The organism is Streptomonospora wellingtoniae (assembly GCF_031845375.1).
Lineage (GTDB): Bacteria > Actinomycetota > Actinomycetes > Streptosporangiales > Streptosporangiaceae > Streptomonospora > Streptomonospora wellingtoniae.
In genome coordinates this window covers 1-14,763 of the sequence record NZ_JAVREK010000024.1, presented here as the reverse complement: position 1 = coordinate 14,763, position 14,763 = coordinate 1, and the positions used below count along the sequence as shown (strand labels likewise).

Annotated in this window: 13 protein-coding genes; 3 read left to right on the top strand and 10 right to left on the bottom strand. The window is 70.9% G+C overall.

What is annotated here, in order from left to right; translation table 11 throughout:
• Positions 1–74: 74 nt before the first annotated feature.
• Both RM446_RS19685 and RM446_RS19680 read right to left on the bottom strand, forming a co-directional pair.
• The gene (locus tag RM446_RS19685; RefSeq protein ID WP_311546844.1) at positions 75–935 is read right to left on the bottom strand and encodes an ABC transporter permease; all 861 of its coding nucleotides are present in this window, start codon (positions 933–935) and stop codon (positions 75–77) included.
• A gap of 74 nt (positions 936–1,009) precedes the next feature.
• A complete protein-coding gene (locus RM446_RS19680; protein ID WP_311546843.1) occupies positions 1,010–2,011 on the bottom strand; it encodes an ABC transporter ATP-binding protein in 1,002 nt (333 codons plus the stop codon).
• 319 nt (positions 2,012–2,330) lie between these two features.
• Between RM446_RS19680 and RM446_RS19675 the strand changes: the two genes are divergently transcribed.
• The gene (locus tag RM446_RS19675) at positions 2,331–3,230 is read left to right on the top strand and encodes a hypothetical protein (RefSeq protein WP_311546841.1); all 900 of its coding nucleotides are present in this window, start codon (positions 2,331–2,333) and stop codon (positions 3,228–3,230) included.
• A 38-nt stretch (positions 3,231–3,268) separates the two neighbouring features.
• On the opposite strand, the gene RM446_RS19670 is transcribed toward RM446_RS19675, so the two are convergent.
• From RM446_RS19670 to RM446_RS19645, 6 genes are all read right to left on the bottom strand, one after another.
• Positions 3,269–4,657, bottom strand: coding sequence for an NAD(P)/FAD-dependent oxidoreductase (locus RM446_RS19670; RefSeq protein ID WP_311546922.1), 1,389 nt, complete (start codon positions 4,655–4,657; stop codon positions 3,269–3,271).
• A 216-nt stretch (positions 4,658–4,873) separates the two neighbouring features.
• Positions 4,874–5,737: an ABC transporter permease gene (locus tag RM446_RS19665; RefSeq protein ID WP_311546840.1), complete on the bottom strand. Its 864-nt coding sequence runs from the start codon at positions 5,735–5,737 to the stop codon at positions 4,874–4,876.
• Positions 5,734–6,618: an ABC transporter permease gene (locus RM446_RS19660; RefSeq protein ID WP_311546839.1), complete on the bottom strand. Its 885-nt coding sequence runs from the start codon at positions 6,616–6,618 to the stop codon at positions 5,734–5,736. Before RM446_RS19660 ends, RM446_RS19665 begins: the two co-directional genes overlap by 4 nt.
• A gap of 2 nt (positions 6,619–6,620) precedes the next feature.
• Positions 6,621–7,781 carry a polyamine ABC transporter substrate-binding protein gene (locus tag RM446_RS19655; protein WP_311546921.1) on the bottom strand — a complete coding sequence of 387 codons (1,161 nt, stop codon included), beginning with the start codon at positions 7,779–7,781 and terminating at the stop codon, positions 6,621–6,623.
• A gap of 204 nt (positions 7,782–7,985) precedes the next feature.
• On the bottom strand, positions 7,986–9,128 hold the full coding sequence (locus tag RM446_RS19650; RefSeq protein WP_311546838.1) for an ABC transporter ATP-binding protein: 1,143 nt from the start codon (positions 9,126–9,128) through the stop codon (positions 7,986–7,988).
• 22 nt (positions 9,129–9,150) lie between these two features.
• Positions 9,151–10,605, bottom strand: a complete 1,455-nt coding sequence (locus tag RM446_RS19645; protein WP_311546837.1) for a gamma-aminobutyraldehyde dehydrogenase — start codon at positions 10,603–10,605, stop codon at positions 9,151–9,153.
• Positions 10,606–10,806: 201 nt separating this feature from the next.
• Here RM446_RS19645 and RM446_RS19640 point away from each other — a divergent pair, with 201 nt between their 5' ends.
• Positions 10,807–12,186, top strand: coding sequence for an aspartate aminotransferase family protein (locus RM446_RS19640; RefSeq protein ID WP_311546836.1), 1,380 nt, complete (start codon positions 10,807–10,809; stop codon positions 12,184–12,186).
• A gap of 87 nt (positions 12,187–12,273) precedes the next feature.
• Entirely contained in the window at positions 12,274–12,843 is a 570-nt protein-coding gene (locus RM446_RS19635) for a carboxymuconolactone decarboxylase family protein (RefSeq protein ID WP_311546835.1), read from the top strand.
• 25 nt (positions 12,844–12,868) lie between these two features.
• Here RM446_RS19635 and RM446_RS19630 read toward each other — a convergent pair whose 3' ends face one another.
• Positions 12,869–13,633 carry a crotonase/enoyl-CoA hydratase family protein gene (locus RM446_RS19630; RefSeq protein WP_311546834.1) on the bottom strand — a complete coding sequence of 255 codons (765 nt, stop codon included), beginning with the start codon at positions 13,631–13,633 and terminating at the stop codon, positions 12,869–12,871.
• 113 nt (positions 13,634–13,746) lie between these two features.
• A complete protein-coding gene (locus RM446_RS19625; RefSeq protein WP_311546833.1) occupies positions 13,747–14,520 on the bottom strand; it encodes an SDR family NAD(P)-dependent oxidoreductase in 774 nt (257 codons plus the stop codon).
• Between the last annotated feature and the right edge of the window lie 243 nt (positions 14,521–14,763).

The following is a 14,763-nucleotide window of genomic DNA, read 5'->3' as shown; positions in this document are numbered from 1 at the left end:
GGCCGTCCTCCGGCCACGCCGCCGCCGGGTCGCCGGCGGGAGCGCGCCCGCGACCCGCCGGCGGAGCCGGCTGTTCAGCCGGGCTGGCGGGGGTCCCAGCGGAAGGAGCGCAGCGACAGCACCGCGAGCGCCGTCCAGACCAGCACGACCGCCAGCGACGGCAGCCCGGCCGTCCACAGCTCCACGACCGATGCCGGACGCGCATCCGCCAGCCCGCCGAACACGTCGTAGCCGAGATAACCGCTGCGCAGCAGGTCCACCGCCGGAGCCATCGGCAGCAGACGGCACACCGTCGCGAGCCAGTCGGGCAGCATGGCCAGCGGCACCATCATGCCGCTGGAGGCGTAGAAGAACAGGAACGGCACCATGCTCATCATCTGCGCGCTCTCGGCGTTGCGCGCGAAGCGGCTGGACGCCGCGCCGATCAGCACCATGGTCACCGTGGCCAGCACCGCGGTCAGCACCACCATCACCGGGTCGTTCGGCAGCTCGCCGACTCCGGCGGCGAGCACCGCGTACACCATGGCGCTGAGGACGGCCACCGCCGCGAGCACCGAGAGGGTCGTCGCGCCGAACAGCGCGAACGGCGGGACGCCGCTGGCGCGGAACCGCTTGAGGATGAGCTGTTCCCGGCGGGCCGCATAGAGGTTGGAGGCGTGCATGACGCCGATCATCATCGCGATGACGGCGGGGGTGCCGGAGAGAGCGATCGCCTCGGTTCTGACACCGCGGATGGCCGACTCGCCCTGCGTGACCATGGCGATCCCGACGAAGAACAGCGGGAACAGCACGTAGAACAGCGCGGTGCGATAGCGGTAGATCAGCGTGAGCTCGGTGCGGGTGAGCCGCAGAGCCTGGCGGACCGGATGGACCGGGCGGCGCAGGCGCGCTTCCGGGGAACCGCTGCGCGGCAGCGTGTCGGTGGGGGTGGTCATCAGTACGTGTCCTCTGCGGTCGTGCGCGGCGGAAGTGGTGCGGGGCCCTCGCGGGCCGCGGGCGCCCGGCGGGCTCAGTCGGTGCCCGAGGGTGCCGCGGCGATGCCGGAGGCGCCCTCGGCGACGCTGAGGAAGACGTCCTCCAGCGATGCGCTGCGCAGCTCCAGCCGGCCCAGGGAGGTGCCGCGTTCGCGGGCCCAGTCCAGCAGCGGCTCCATCGCCCGGTGGGCGCGGCCGTCGGCGTCGTCGCCGCGCACGGTGTAGCGGACCCAGGCGTCGCCGCCGCGGACCTCGGCGGCGGGCGTCGCGCCCGGCAGCTCGGGCAGGTCCTCGAAGCGGACGTCGGCGGGCATCCGGAAGGCGATGCGGTCGCCCCATTCGACGACGACGTCGCGTAGTGCGCCCTCAGCCCGGAACTCGCCGTGGTGCATGATGGCGAGACGGTCGGCGAGGTGCTCGGCCTCCTCCAGATGGTGTGTGGTGAGCAGGACGGCGGTGCCCTGGCGGACCAGGTCGCCGATGAGCGTCCAGGTGGCCCGCCGTGCCTCGGGATCCATGCCGGTGGTGGGCTCGTCCAGGAACAGCACCTCGGGGCGCGAGAGGACCGCCAGCCCGAGGTCGAGCCGGCGCTTCTGGCCGCCGGAGAGCTGGCGCACCTGGACGCCGGCCTTGTCGGTGAGGCCGGTCAGCTCCAGCACATCGGCGCGGTCCATCGGGTCGGCGGCGAGGTCGCGGGAGAGGTCGATCGTCTCGGCTGTGGTCAGCTCCGGGAACAGGCCGCTGTGCTGGAGCACGGCGTCGACGCGGTCGCGCAGGCCGGGCGGCTGCCCATAGGGGTCGGCACCCAGCACGCGGACCGAACCGGCGCTGGGCCGGCGGAAGCCCTCCAGGGTCTCCACGGTCGTGGTCTTGCCCGCCCCGTTGGTGCCCAGCAGGGCGAACAGCTCTCCCGGCCGGACGTCGAAGGAGATCCCCCGGACCGCCTCGAAGTCGCCGTAGCTCTGCCGCAGCTCGCGGACGCTGATCGCGGGTTCGCCCGCGCCGTGCTCGGCTGCGGGTGGTTCTGCTGTGCTCATACCCCCGATTCTTCCGGACGGACGCGGTGCGCCCAAGAAGCCGTTGTCACCAGCCGCTCGTGAGAACCGCCCGGCCACGCACATGACAGCTGTCATACCCGCGCGGCCCGGGTGTTTCGGCCCAAGCAGTGCCCGCCGAGCGCGGAACGCCCTCGTGCCACGACCGTGGAGCCTTAGGGTGACAAAGGGCGCGATTCGCACTATGACTACCGTCGAATTCGGTATTCGGGCGCACTTCAACAGGTCCGGATAAGCCGATGACCGGGAATCCAGCAGCGTTTTCGCCCTAGCGCCCGCAGCGCCCCGATAGCTTTCCGCTATGCCCTCGAACGCCCACGAGATACCGATCGAGTTCGTCAAGAACCGCCCCCGGTTCGTCATGCGCCTACTGGAAGACGTGTTCGATGTCGCCCTTCCCCGGTACGACTACGCCGACATGGCGTCGGAGAACTGCACGAAGTTCAAGACCGCAAACTTCTACAGCGACCGCGTCGTCGCCCTTCGCCGGGGATCGCGGGTGTGCATGGCGGTGATCGCCGAAGTCCAGCGCAGGCGGGACAAGCGCAAACGCTACTCCTGGCCGGTCTACCTCGCGACGGTGCACGAGAACCTGAAGTGCCCCGTGCTGCTGCTCGTCTTCTGCCCCGATGAGAAGACGGCGGTGTGGGCACGCAAGCCCATCGAACTCGGCCAACCCGGCATGCGACTGGTTCCGTTCGTCGTCGGTCCCGATCAGATTCCGGTGGTCGTCTCGGTAGAGGAGGCGAGGGAGCTCCCCGAACTCGCGGTGCTCTCGGCGCTGGCCCACGGGGGCGAGGAGGAGAAGATCCTGGTCGCCTGCGCGGAGGGGCTGAATGCCCTCGGCGACGAGGAATTCTCCGTCTATCATGAGTATGTGGTGTCCGCGCTCACGGGAGCGGCACGAGAGAACTGGGATGCACTGATGGCCGATCCGACGTTCACCTACCGGTCCGACTTCGCCCGCAGGTACATCAACGAGGGGAAGGCCGAGGCCAAGGCCGAAGCGAGGGCCGAGGCCAAGGCCGAAGCGAGGGCCGAGGCCAAGGCCGAAGCTGTGGTCGCTGTGCTCGGGCACCGCGGGCTGCACGTCTCCGGCGAGGTCGAGGGGCGCATCACCGCCTGCACCGACCTCGACCGGCTCGACACCTGGATGGAACGCGCCTTCAGCGTCGACGCCGCGGAGGACATCTTCGACTGACACGTTCGGCGGGCACCGACCACCGGGGCCCGCCGCGGTCAGCTGTCGAAGCCCATGCCTACGGCGTCGAGGGTGCGCAGCCAGGCGTTGCGGCGCCCGCCGTCGCGGTCGGCGGCGGCGATGGCCCGCTTGGTGGCCTGGATCCCGGCGTAGCGCAGCGGCTCGGGCGGGAAGGGGACGGGTTTGGCGCGCACCATGGCCAGGCGGGTCCGCTCGGTGTCGGCGCCGTCGAGGCGGTCCAGCATCACCTGGGCGCCGAAGCGGGTGGCCCCCACGCCCAGGCCCGTGTACCCGGCGGCGTAGGCCAGGCGGCCGCGGTGGGCGGTGCCGAAGAACGCGCAGAACCGGCTGCAGGTGTCGATCACCCCGCCCCAGCTGTGCGTGAAGGACAGACCCTCCAGCTGCGGGAACGTCGTGAAGAAGTGGCGCGCGAGGCGGTGGAAGGTGTCCGGGCGCTGGTCGTAGGCGGGGCGAACCCGGCCGCCGTAGTGGTAGACGACGTCGTAGCCGCCCCACAGGATGCGGTTGTCGGCGGTGAGCCGGTAGTAGTGGAACCGGTTCCCGGAGTCGCTGAGGCCCTGGCGGTTGCGCCAGCCGACGGCGGCGAGCTGGTTGGTGCTCAGCGGCTCGGTGACCAGCGCGTAGTCGTAGACGGGCGCGACGAAGTGCCGGACGCGCCGCAGCGGGCCGGGGAACCCTCCGCCGCCCCAGGCCACGCGCTCGGCCGCGACCGATCCGCCCCGCGACTCCAGCCGCAGGCCGCCGCGCTCGGGGCGGATCGCCCGCACGGGGGTGTGCTCGCGGATGCGCACGCCCAGCCGGAGGCACGCCTCGCGCAGGCCCCACGCCAGTTTGGCCGGGTGCACCATCGCCACGCCGTCGGGGTCGAAGAGGCCGCCCAGGTAGGTGGGCGAGTCGACCTCGGCGCGAGCCTGGGCGCCGGTCAGGGTACGCACGCGCTGGCCGAGGGCGCGCAGGTCGGCGGCCTCGTCGGCCAGGTCGTCGACCTGCCACGGCTCGGTGGCCACGGCCATCTCGCCGGTGCGCTCGAACTCGCAGTCGATCCCGTGGCGCTCGACGGTGCCCTGGATGTCGTCGAGGTTCTCGCGGCCCAGCCGCTCCAGCTCGGCGATCTCCTCCGGCCAGCGCTGAGCACCGTTGCCGTGGCCGTGGGTGAGGCTGGCGGCGCAGAACCCGCCGTTGCGGCCGGAGGCCGCCCAGCCGACCGTACGCGCCTCCAGCAGCACGACGTCGCGCCCGGGGTCGCGCTCCTTGGCGATGAGGGCCGCCCACAGTCCGCTGAAGCCGCCGCCGACGACGGCGAGGTCCGCGCGCTCGGCACCCGACAGGGCGGGTGCGGCCTCGGGGACGGCGTGCCCGTCCACGTCGGGGTCGAGCCAGAAGGTGCGCGGGCGCGCCCCCGCCAGCGCGCGGGAAACCTGTGCAGTGCGGAAGGGGTCCCGATCGTGGGCGGACGCGGATGCGGTCGCGGGGGCGGACACGTGGATCAACTCCGTTCGCGGATGCTGCGCATGCGGGGTGTGCGGCGGTCCGGGCTGTTCGGGCTCTGCGGTAGGTCCGGCGCGGTTCCGGGCCCGGTCTCCGCCCGGCGGCGGCGCGGGCGCGCCGCCGCCGGGCGGATCTCAGCGGCTTCGGCGGCGGGCCAGCACCATGTTGCCGATGGCGAGCAGCACGCCGACGCCGAAGATCAGCGTGCCCATCACGTTGACCTGCGGCGGGATTCCCACGCGGGTGGCGCCCCAGATCCACAGGGGGAAGGTCTGGGTGCTGCCGGAGACGAACGACGTGATGATGTAGTCGTCGACGGAGAGCGCGAAGGCGATCAGCCCGCCGGAGGTGATCGCCGGCACCAGCAGCGGCAGCGTGACCAGTCGGAACGTGGTCAGCGTGCCGGCGCCGAGGTCGCGTGCGGCCTCCTCGATGCCGGGGTCCATGGTCAGCACCCGGGCCCGCACGGTGATGGCCACGAACGACACCGAGAACATCACGTGGGCGATGAGGATGGTCCAGTAGCCCACGGCGATGTTCATGGTCAGAAACATCGACAGCAGCGACGCGCCCAGCACGACCTCGGGCGCTGAGATCGCCGAGAACATCACCAGGTTGGTGGCCGACTGCCCGAAGAACCGGTAGCGCCCCAGGGCCAGGCCCAGCAGAGTGCCGAGGAACCCGGCGATGAGCATGGTCAGCACCGCGATGGTGACGGTGTTCAGCAGCGCGACGTTGAGGTCGGGGTAGGCGAAGGCGTCGGAATACCAGCGGAAGGTGAAGCCCTCCCAGGTGACGTTGTGCCGCCCCTGGATGTCGTTGAAGCTGAACACGACCATGAACACGATGGGCGCGAACAGCCAGAACAGCACGCCCCAGGTGAAGTACTTGCCCCAGTCGGGCCGGCGCCTTTCGCCGCCCCGGCGGCCGCGGGCGGGCTCGGCCGCACCGGCCGCTCCGGAGGAGCCGGACGCGCCGGCATCGGTCGCGGTGGTCATCCCGCCTGCACCTCCATCACCTGCTCGGTTCCCAGCGCCTTGGCGTAGCTGAAGATCCCGACCAGCAGCACCGCCATGAGGATGAAGGTGATCGCCGCCGCCAGCGGGTAGGCGTTGTTCACCAGGTACTGGGTCTGGATCACCTTGCCGATCATGGTGTTGCCGGTACCGCCGAGCACCGTCGCGTTCACGTAGTCGGCGCTGGTGGGGATGAACACCATGATCACACCGGCGAACACACCCGGCAGCGACATGGGCAGCACCACCCGCACGAACGCCTGCACCCGCCCGGCGTAGAGGTCGTAGGCGGCCTCGACGACGCGGTGGTCCATCCGCTCCAGCACCGCGTAGATCGGCAGGACCATGAACGGCAGGAAGTTGTAGGCCAGGCCGAAGACCACCGCCGTCGCGGAGTTGAGTACCCCGAACCCGCCGGGCAGCAGGCCCAGGTCCTTCAGCGTGCCCAGCACGATCCCGTTGTCGGAGAGCAGGAACCCCCACGAGATCGTCCGCAGCACGAAGGACACGAAGAACGGCAGCAGCACCAGCAGCAGGTAGGTCGACTTGTAGGCGCCGCCCTTGAAGGCGATCCAGTAGGCGACCGGGTAGCCGATGGCGATGCACAGGACCGTGGCCAGGCCGCCGTAGACCAGGGACCGCAGGATCTGCTCCCAGTACATGCCGACGGCGCGGGTGTAGTTGCCGACCTCGAAGGTGAACGCGTAGCCGGCGCCGAGGCTGCCGGTCATCAGCGACATCGACACCACGCTGGCGATGGGCGCTACGAAGAACAGCGCCAGCCACAGCCAGCCGGGCAGCACCAGCGCGTAGGGCGCCAGCCTGCGTGTGCGCCCCCGCGCGCCTGTTCGTGCGGCCGCCATGGTCAGGACTGCGAGATGGCGAGGAACAACGGGGAGAAGTTCTCCTCGTTGTTGCTGGTCACCGGGACGTAGTTGTGCAGCTTCGCGTAGTCGTCGTCATCGGGGAAGACCAGCGGGCTGTCGACGATCCGCTCCAGCGTCTCCTTGTCGTCGCCGGAGGCCTCCTCGGCCTTGCTGCGCAGCAGGTCCCGCGCTTCCGGCACCGGGGTGATGTAGTTGATGTACTCCGTCAGGTCCGCCGCGATCTCGGGGTCGTAGAAGAAGTTCATCAGCATCAGGGCGTCCACCGGGTTCTTCGCGGTGAAGGGGATCATCATGTTGTCGCTCCACAGCGTGGCGCCCTCTTCGGGGACGACGAACTTCAGGTTGGTCCCCTCCTCGGCGTTCTGCTGGAAGATGTCGCCGGACCAGGCCATGGACAGCCACACGTCGCCGTTGCTCAGCGGCTGGATGTAGTCCTGGGAGTAGTAGCGCCGCACGAGCCCCTTGTCGCGCTGCTCCTGGAGCGCGTCGGCGGCGTCGATCCAGTCCGACTCCTCGGAGTCGGCCGGCTTGACCCCGTTGTAGAAGAGCCCGAAGTTGGCCAGCTCCTGGGGGTCGGCGAACATGCCGACCTTGTCCTTGAAGGCGGTGTCCCACAGGTCGGCGATGCTGGTGATCTCCCGGTCGACGTACTCGGGGTTGTAGGCGATGCCGGTGATGCCCGAGGCGTAGGGGATCGTGTAGCGGTTGCCGGAGTCGTAGCTGGTCTTCTTGTAGATGTCGGCGGCGTGGTCGGCGAAGTTGGGCAGCTTCGAGTGGTCCAGCGGCGCCAGGTAGTTCAGCTCGATGAGCTTGTTCAGCTCGATGCCGTTGGTCAGCACCATCAGGTCGTAGCCGATGGGCTCGGCCTGGGCAAGCATCGGCTGGATCTTGCCGAAGAACGACGGGTTGTCCTGGACGGCCTCGTCGTAGTTGACCTTGATTCCGGTCTCTTCGGTGAAGGCCTTCAGCTCGGGCCTGCCGGGGTCCATGTACAGCGGCCAGTTGGCGAAGTCGAGGCGGCCGTTGCTCTTCTTGCCGTCCCAGAAGCCCTTGGCGCTGGTCGATTCGCCGCCTTGGCCTTCCACGCCGCAGGCGGAGAGGCTGAGGCCTGCGGCGGTCAGTCCGGAGAGTCCGAGCATGCCGCGTCGGCTGAGTCGGGGCTGGGTGAGCCCGCGCGCGAGGGCTGCCTGCGCGGGGGTGAGGCGTCGGGTCACGGCGGTCCGCTCTTTCCTGCTTGGGGGGTGGGACGGGGGGAGGGGGCGGCCGGACGGCAGGTGTCCGGCGCCACCGGTTCGGCCGCGGGGGCCGTGCACCGGCGGATCGGTGCGCGGCCCCCGCGGCCCCTAGCCCGGAAGGGCGTAGGCGTGTTCGGGACGCCACGACACCCAGACGGTGTCGCCGCGCTCGGCGGCGCTCGCGGCGTCGGCGGAGTTCTGCCGGAAGACGACCATCTCGGTTCCGTCGCCGAGTCGGACCGTGTAGTGCGTGGCTGAGCCGAGGTAGACGACCTCGGCGACCATTCCGCGCAGCCGCGCCCGGTCGCCCGGCGGCTCCGCGGCCTCCAGCGCGATCTTCTCCGGGCGGACGGTCAGGTCGACGCGGGATCCGGGCGCGGCGTCGCCGACGGCGGGGATCTCGCCGGCGCCCTCCACCCGGACCGTGGCCTGCTCGGCGCTGCGGCTCGTGACCGTTCCGCTCAGCAGGTTCGAGGTGCCGATGAAGCCCGCGGTGAAGCGGGTGGCGGGCCGCTCGTAGATCTCGGCGGGGGTGCCCAGCTGCTCGACGCGGCCGCCGTTCATCACCGCGATGCGGTCGGACATGGTCAGTGCCTCGCCCTGGTCGTGGGTGACGTAGACGAAGGTGATACCGACCTCGCGCTGGATGCGCTTGAGCTCGATCTGCATGGCCTGGCGCAGCTTGAGGTCGAGGGCGCCCAGCGGCTCGTCGAGCAGCAGCGCGCTGGGCCGGTTGACCAGGGCCCGGGCGAGGGCCACTCGTTGCTGCTGGCCGCCGGAGAGCCGGCCGGGCTTGGTGCGCTCGCGCCCGCTCAGCTCCACCAGCTCCAGAGCCTGGGCCACGTCGCGCCGGATGTCGTCGCCGGCGGTGCCCTTGCGCCGCAGGCCGAAGGCGACGTTGTCGAAAACCGTCATGTGCGGGAACAGCGCGTAGCTCTGGAAGACCATGTTGACGTCGCGCCGGTTGGGCGGGACACCGGTGACGTCGTCGCCGTGCAGCAGCACCGTGCCGGACGTGGGGTCCTCGAAACCGGCGATCATACGCATCGTCGTGGTCTTGCCGCAGCCCGAGGGGCCCAGCAGGGAGAAGAACTCGGCCTGCTCGATGCGCAGGTCGACGCCGCGCACCGCTTGCACGTTCTCGCCGCCCGAGCGGTAGGTCTTGGAGATCTGCTCCAGGCTGATCGCCGGCGTGCCGGCGCGGGCCCCGGCGCCTCGGGGGGCGCGTGTCGCCTCGGTGGCTGTGGCCATGGGGCGGCTCCTCATGGAAGTGCTAGTCACGGCCGATATAGCTCATGACGTGCTTGACGCGGGTGTACTCCTCCAGGCTGTAAAGCGAGAGGTCCTTACCGTAGCCGGAGTGCTTGAACCCGCCGTGCGGCATCTCCGCGATCAGCGGGATGTGCGTGTTGATCCAGACGCAGCCGAAGTCCAGGCGGCGCGAGACCCGCAGCGCGCGTCCGTGGTCGCGGGTCCACACGCTTGACGCCAGACCATAGCGGACGGAATTGGCCCATTCGACAGCCGTGTCCTCATCGGCGAACCGCTGCACGGTGATGACCGGGCCGAAGACCTCGTCGGTGACCAGCTCATCGCCCTGGCGGAGGCCGGAGACGACCGTGGGCGCGTAGAAGTATCCCTTGCCGCCGAGGCGCTGCCCGCCGGCCATGACCTGCGCATGCCCGGGCGCGCGGTCGACGAAGCCCGATACGCGCTCCAGCTGCGCGGCGTTGTTCAGGGGCCCATAGGCGGCGTCGGCGTCGTCGGGCCCGGCGGTCCTCGTCCGGGCGGCATGCTCGGCCAGCGCTGCGGCGAGGTCGTCGTGCACGCCGGGGGCGGCGATGACGCGGGTGGCGGCGGTGCAGTCCTGGCCGGCGTTGAAGTAGCCGGCCTCGGCGATGCCGGCGGCGGCCTTCTCGATGTCGGCGTCGTCGAAGACGATGACCGGTGCCTTGCCGCCCAGCTCCAGATGCAGCCGCTTGAGGTCCTTGGAACCCTGCTGGGCGACCTCCAGCCCGGCGCGCGTGGAGCCGGTCAGCGAGACCAGCCGCGGCACGGGGTGGTCGACCAGGGCGCGGCCGGTGTCGCGGTCGCCGGTGACGACGTTGAAGACGCCGGGCGGCAGGAACTCCGCGGCGATCTCGGCCAGCAGCAGCGTGGAGGCGGGCGTGGTGTCGGAGGGCTTGAGGACCACCGTGTTGCCTGCGGCCAGCGCGGGGCCGATCTTCCAGGAGGCCATGGCCATGGGGTAGTTCCACGGCGTGATCTGGCCGACGGGGCCGATGGGCTCGCGGCGGATCCAGGAGGTGTGGTCGGCCATGTACTCGCCCGCCGCCTTGCCCTCCAGGTTGCGGGCGGCGCCCGCGAAGAACCGGAGGGCGTCGGTGACCTGCCACAGCTCTTCGTCCCGGGTGAGCTGGACCGGCTTGCCGCAGTTCTCCACCTCGGCCGCGACGAGGTCGTCGGCGCGCTCCTCGACCGCGTCGGCGAAGCGGTTGAGGGCGATCTGGCGCTCGGCCGGGGTGCTGTCGCGCCAGCCGCCGTCGAAGGCGGCCTGGGCCGCGGAGAAGGCCGCGTCGACGTCCGCTGGGCCTGACAGGGCCGCCTGCGCGAACACCTCGCCGGTCACCGGGTCGACGAGGTCTCCGGTCCGCCCGTCGGCCGCGTCGACGTACTCGCCGTTGATGAAGTTGCGGAGCCGCCGGGGGCGGCTCGACTGCTCTTGCACGGGGGGTTCCTCCCGGTGGAATGGGGACGCACGGCTCGTGCCTGCCCCGTACGATGACAGACCCCTTTGACCTGCTACAAGGGATTCCGTTGTAAAGATCGCATTTCTCAGCGGATACTTGACAGACTTTCTGACGATGCGACTATTTCACTGGGTCGACCAAACGGTCCCCGCACATCACGACCCTTCAGGGGGAGCCAAGTGACAGCCCGGCAGCACGACACGCCCGGCCTCCAGCAGGCGGCCAGGGACCACCTGTGGATGCACTTCACCGAGATGGCGGCCTACACCGACTCCGATATCCCGGTCATCGAGCGCGGTGAGGGAGCCTACGTCTACGACTCCCGGGGGCGCCGCCTGTTGGACGGGCTCTCCGGGCTCTTCGTCTCGCAGGTCGGCCACGGCCGCGGGGAGATCGCCGACGCCATCGCCGCGCAGGCACGCGAGCTGGCCTACTTCCCCATCTGGACCTACGCCCATCCGACGGCGGTGCGCCTGGCCGAACGGCTCGCCGGCATGGCGCCGGGCGACCTGAACCGCGTCTTCTTCACCACCAGCGGCTCCGAAGCCGTGGAAAGCGCCTGGAAACTGGCCCGCCAGTACTTCAAGGCCGTCGGCCAGCCCACCCGGCACAAGGTCGTCAGCCGCGAGGTCGCCTACCACGGCACCACCATGGGAGCGCTGTCGATCACCGGTGTGCAGGACCTGAAGACGCCCTTCGAGCCGCTGGTGCCGAGCACCGTCCAGGTGCCCAACACCAACCTCTACCGCGCCCCGGCGCACGGCGACGACCCCGAGGCGTTCGGCGCGTGGGCCGCCGACCGGATCGAGGACGCCATCGTGCAGAACGGCCCGGAGACCGTGGCCGCCGTATACGTCGAGCCGGTGCAGAACTCCGGCGGCTGCTTCCCGCCGCCCCCCGGCTACCTGCAGCGGGTCCGCGAGATCTGCGACCGCTACGGTGTGCTGATGGTCTCCGACGAGGTCATCTGCGCCTTCGGCCGCCTCGGCGAGTACTTCGGCGCCGAGCGCTACGGCTACCTGCCCGACATGATCACCTTCGCCAAGGGCGTGACCTCCGGCTACGTGCCCATGGGCGGCGTGATCGCGCGGGAGCGGCTGATGGAGCCCTTCCAGGAGCCCGGCGGCATGTTCACCCACGGCATCACGTTCGGCGGCCACCCCGTCGCCGCCGCGGCCGCCATGGCCAACCTGGACGTCTTCGAGGACGAGAAGCTGCTGGACAACGTGCGCCGCAACACCCCGGTTTTCCGGGCCGCCCTGGAGCGCCTGTACGACCTGCCCATCGTCGGCGACATACGCGGCGACGGCTACTTCTACGGCATCGAACTGGTCAGGGACAAGGAGACCCGCGAGACCTTCACCGGCGACGAGGCCGCCCGGCTGCTCAAGGGGTTTCTCTCGCCCGCCCTCTTCGAGGCCGGGCTGATCTGCCGCGCCGACGACCGCGGCGACCCGGTCGTCCAGCTCTCCCCGCCCCTCATCTGCGGGCCCGAGCACTTCGACGAGATCGAGTCCGTCCTGCGCCGGGTGCTCACCGAGGCCTGGCAGCGGATCTGACCCGGGGCCCGGAACCGGCCGCAGCCTTTCCCCGGCGCGCGGGGGCCGCCGCGGAGGGGCGGCGGCCGGCCGCGGCATAATCGTCGGATGCGCCATGGCCGGATCCACTGGTACTCCCCCGACGAGCTCGGTCCCGAGCAGCGGGCGATCTACGACGGCGTGGTGGCCAAGTACGGCAGCGAGCCGGCCTTCGCGCTGTTCGACGAGCAGGGGCGGCTGCACGGCCCCTTCAACGCGATGCTGGCCGCCCCGGGCGTGGGAGCGGCGCTGCAGCGGCTCAGCGCGGCCGTGGGGGCGCAGACCACCCTGTCGGCGCGCGTCCGCGAGATCGTGATCCTGTCCGTTGCCACCGCGCGCGACAGCGCCTTCGAGTGGTCGGCGCACCGGCGGCTGGCCCGCGAGGCGGGTCTGGCCGAGGCCGAGATCGCGGCGCTGGGCGGCGACGCCGTACCCGGAGGCTTCGGCCCCGCCGACCGTGCCGCCCTCGACTACGCCCGCGCGCTGCTACGCGACCGCGACGCCTCCGAGTCCTGCCACGCGGCCGCCGAAGAGCACTTCGGCGAGGTCGGCGTGGTCGAGCTGATCACCCTGGTCGGCTACTACGACATGCTGGCGACGATGCTGCGTGCGCTGCACGTCCCGCTTCCGCCGGACTGAGGCCGCGCCGCCTGCCCGCTCCGGACTATTCGCCCTTCCACCGGGGCTCGCGCTTCTCGGCGAAGGCGGCGGCACCCTCCATGGCGTCGTGGCTGACGAAGACGGGGCCCGCGATCTCGTCCTGGCGCTGCCACATCTCACCGCTCGCCCAGTCGCCGGACTCGCCGATGACGCGCTTGGACACCGCGACCGCCATCGGGGCGTTGGCCGCGATGCGCCCCGCGAGCTCGCGGGCGCCCTCCAAAGCGACACCCGGCGCGGTGACCCTGTTGACCAGGCCCAGCTCGGCCATGCGCGGCGCCTTGACGAAGTCGCCGGTCAGCGCGAACTCCATCGCGATGTTGCGCGGGATGCGGTGCTGGAGGCGCAGCAGCCCGCCGCCGCCGGCCACCAGGCCGCGTTTGACCTCGGGAATGCCGAACGTGGCGTCCTCGGCGGCGACCACCAGGTCGCAGGCCAGCACCGCCTCGAAGCCGCCGGCCAGCGCGTAGCCCTCGACGGCCGCGACCAGCGGCTTTCGCGGCGGGCGCTGGGCGAACCCGGCGAACCCGCGCCCTTCGACCGTGGGAACCTCGCCCTGCATGAACGCCTTGAGGTCCATGCCCGAGCAGAAGGTCTGACCGGCGCCGGTCAGTACACCGGCGACCAGGTCTTTGCGGGAGTCCAGCTCGTCCAGCGCATCGGCGACGCCCTGGGCGACGGCGGCGTTGACGGCGTTCTTGGCCTGCGGGCGGTTGATGGTGATGACGGCGACGCCGTCCTCGGCGGTGAAGCCCACCTCGTCGCTCATCGCGCTCCTAACTCGTATCCGGCCGGGCTGGCCCGGGGCGGGGCTGCCGGCGTGACTGGGGTCGGCGGGAGGCGCGCGGTCCCGCCCGCGCCGCCCGCCGACCGCGGACTGCACTACTTCGGCGGCATGCGCAGGCCGCCGTCGATCCGGACGACCTCGGCGTTGATGTAGCCGTTCTCCAACAGGGCCCGCGCCAGCCTGCCGAACTCGCCGGGCGTGCCCAGGCGCTTGGGGAACGGCACCGGGGCGGCGAGGCGCTGCTTGAACTCCTCGGACTCGGGGCCCTGCCCGTAGATGGGGGTGTCCAGGATGCCCGGTGCGATGGTGTTGACCCGGATGCCCGCCGCGGCCAGGTCCCGGGCAGCGGGCACGGTCATGCCGATGATGCCGCCTTTGGAGGACGCGTACGCGATCTGGCCGATCTGGCCCTCCAGCCCGGCGACCGAGGCGGTGTTCACGACCGCGCCGCGCTCGCCGTCCTCGTTGGCGGGCTCGGTGGCCGCCATCGCCGCGGCCGCGAGCCGCAGCACGTTGAACGTGCCGATGAGGTTGACGTCGACGACCTTCTTGTAGGCGGCGAGGTCGTGCGGCGCGCCCTGCCTGTCGACGGTGCGGGTGGCCCAGCCGATGCCCGCGCACGACACCGCCACCCGCAGGGGGCGGCCGGTGCCCACGGCCGCGTCCACGGCCGCCTGCACCTGGGACTCGTCGGAGACGTCGGTGGCCGCGAAGACGCCGCCGACCTCCTTTGCCAGCGCCTCTCCGCGCTCGGCGTTCAGGTCGGCGACGACGACCGTCGCCCCCGCCGACGCCAGTTCCTTGACGGTGGCCTCGCCCAGCCCGCTTGCGCCGCCGGAAACCAGGGCGGCAACTCCATTCAGCTCCATGGGCGGCACTCTACAGACCCCGGACCCCCCGCACTAGAACGAGGTTCGGTAATGCCCCGCACCCCCCGAACCCCGTCGATCTTGTAGCTATCGTGAAGGAAAACGGTTTCCCTATACGATAGCTACAAGCTGTGTGGGGCCTCCCTAGCGGTCGGCCGTACCGGGGGAACAAAATGGGTGCGTGGTTCCCGGGCTGACGCCGCTTGATCTTGGTGCGTACAGCCCGTCTACAAGCTTGGTGCG

Bases quoted from the DNA above. Each gene is read 5' to 3' on its own strand.
- RM446_RS19635 (WP_311546835.1), top strand. From the start codon at position 12,274: ATGCGCCATGGCCGGATCCACTGGTACTCCCCCGACGAGCTCGGTCCC.
- RM446_RS19655 (WP_311546921.1), bottom strand. From the start codon at position 7,781: ATGCTCGGACTCTCCGGACTGACCGCCGCAGGCCTCAGCCTCTCCGCC.
- RM446_RS19650 (WP_311546838.1), bottom strand. From the start codon at position 9,128: ATGGCCACAGCCACCGAGGCGACACGCGCCCCCCGAGGCGCCGGGGCC.
- RM446_RS19685 (WP_311546844.1), bottom strand. From the start codon at position 935: ATGACCACCCCCACCGACACGCTGCCGCGCAGCGGTTCCCCGGAAGCG.
- RM446_RS19625 (WP_311546833.1), bottom strand. From the start codon at position 14,520: ATGGAGCTGAATGGAGTTGCCGCCCTGGTTTCCGGCGGCGCAAGCGGG.
- RM446_RS19665 (WP_311546840.1), bottom strand. From the start codon at position 5,737: ATGACCACCGCGACCGATGCCGGCGCGTCCGGCTCCTCCGGAGCGGCC.
- RM446_RS19660 (WP_311546839.1), bottom strand. From the start codon at position 6,618: ATGGCGGCCGCACGAACAGGCGCGCGGGGGCGCACACGCAGGCTGGCG.
- RM446_RS19680 (WP_311546843.1), bottom strand. From the start codon at position 2,011: ATGAGCACAGCAGAACCACCCGCAGCCGAGCACGGCGCGGGCGAACCC.
- RM446_RS19675 (WP_311546841.1), top strand. From the start codon at position 2,331: ATGCCCTCGAACGCCCACGAGATACCGATCGAGTTCGTCAAGAACCGC.
- RM446_RS19630 (WP_311546834.1), bottom strand. From the start codon at position 13,633: ATGAGCGACGAGGTGGGCTTCACCGCCGAGGACGGCGTCGCCGTCATC.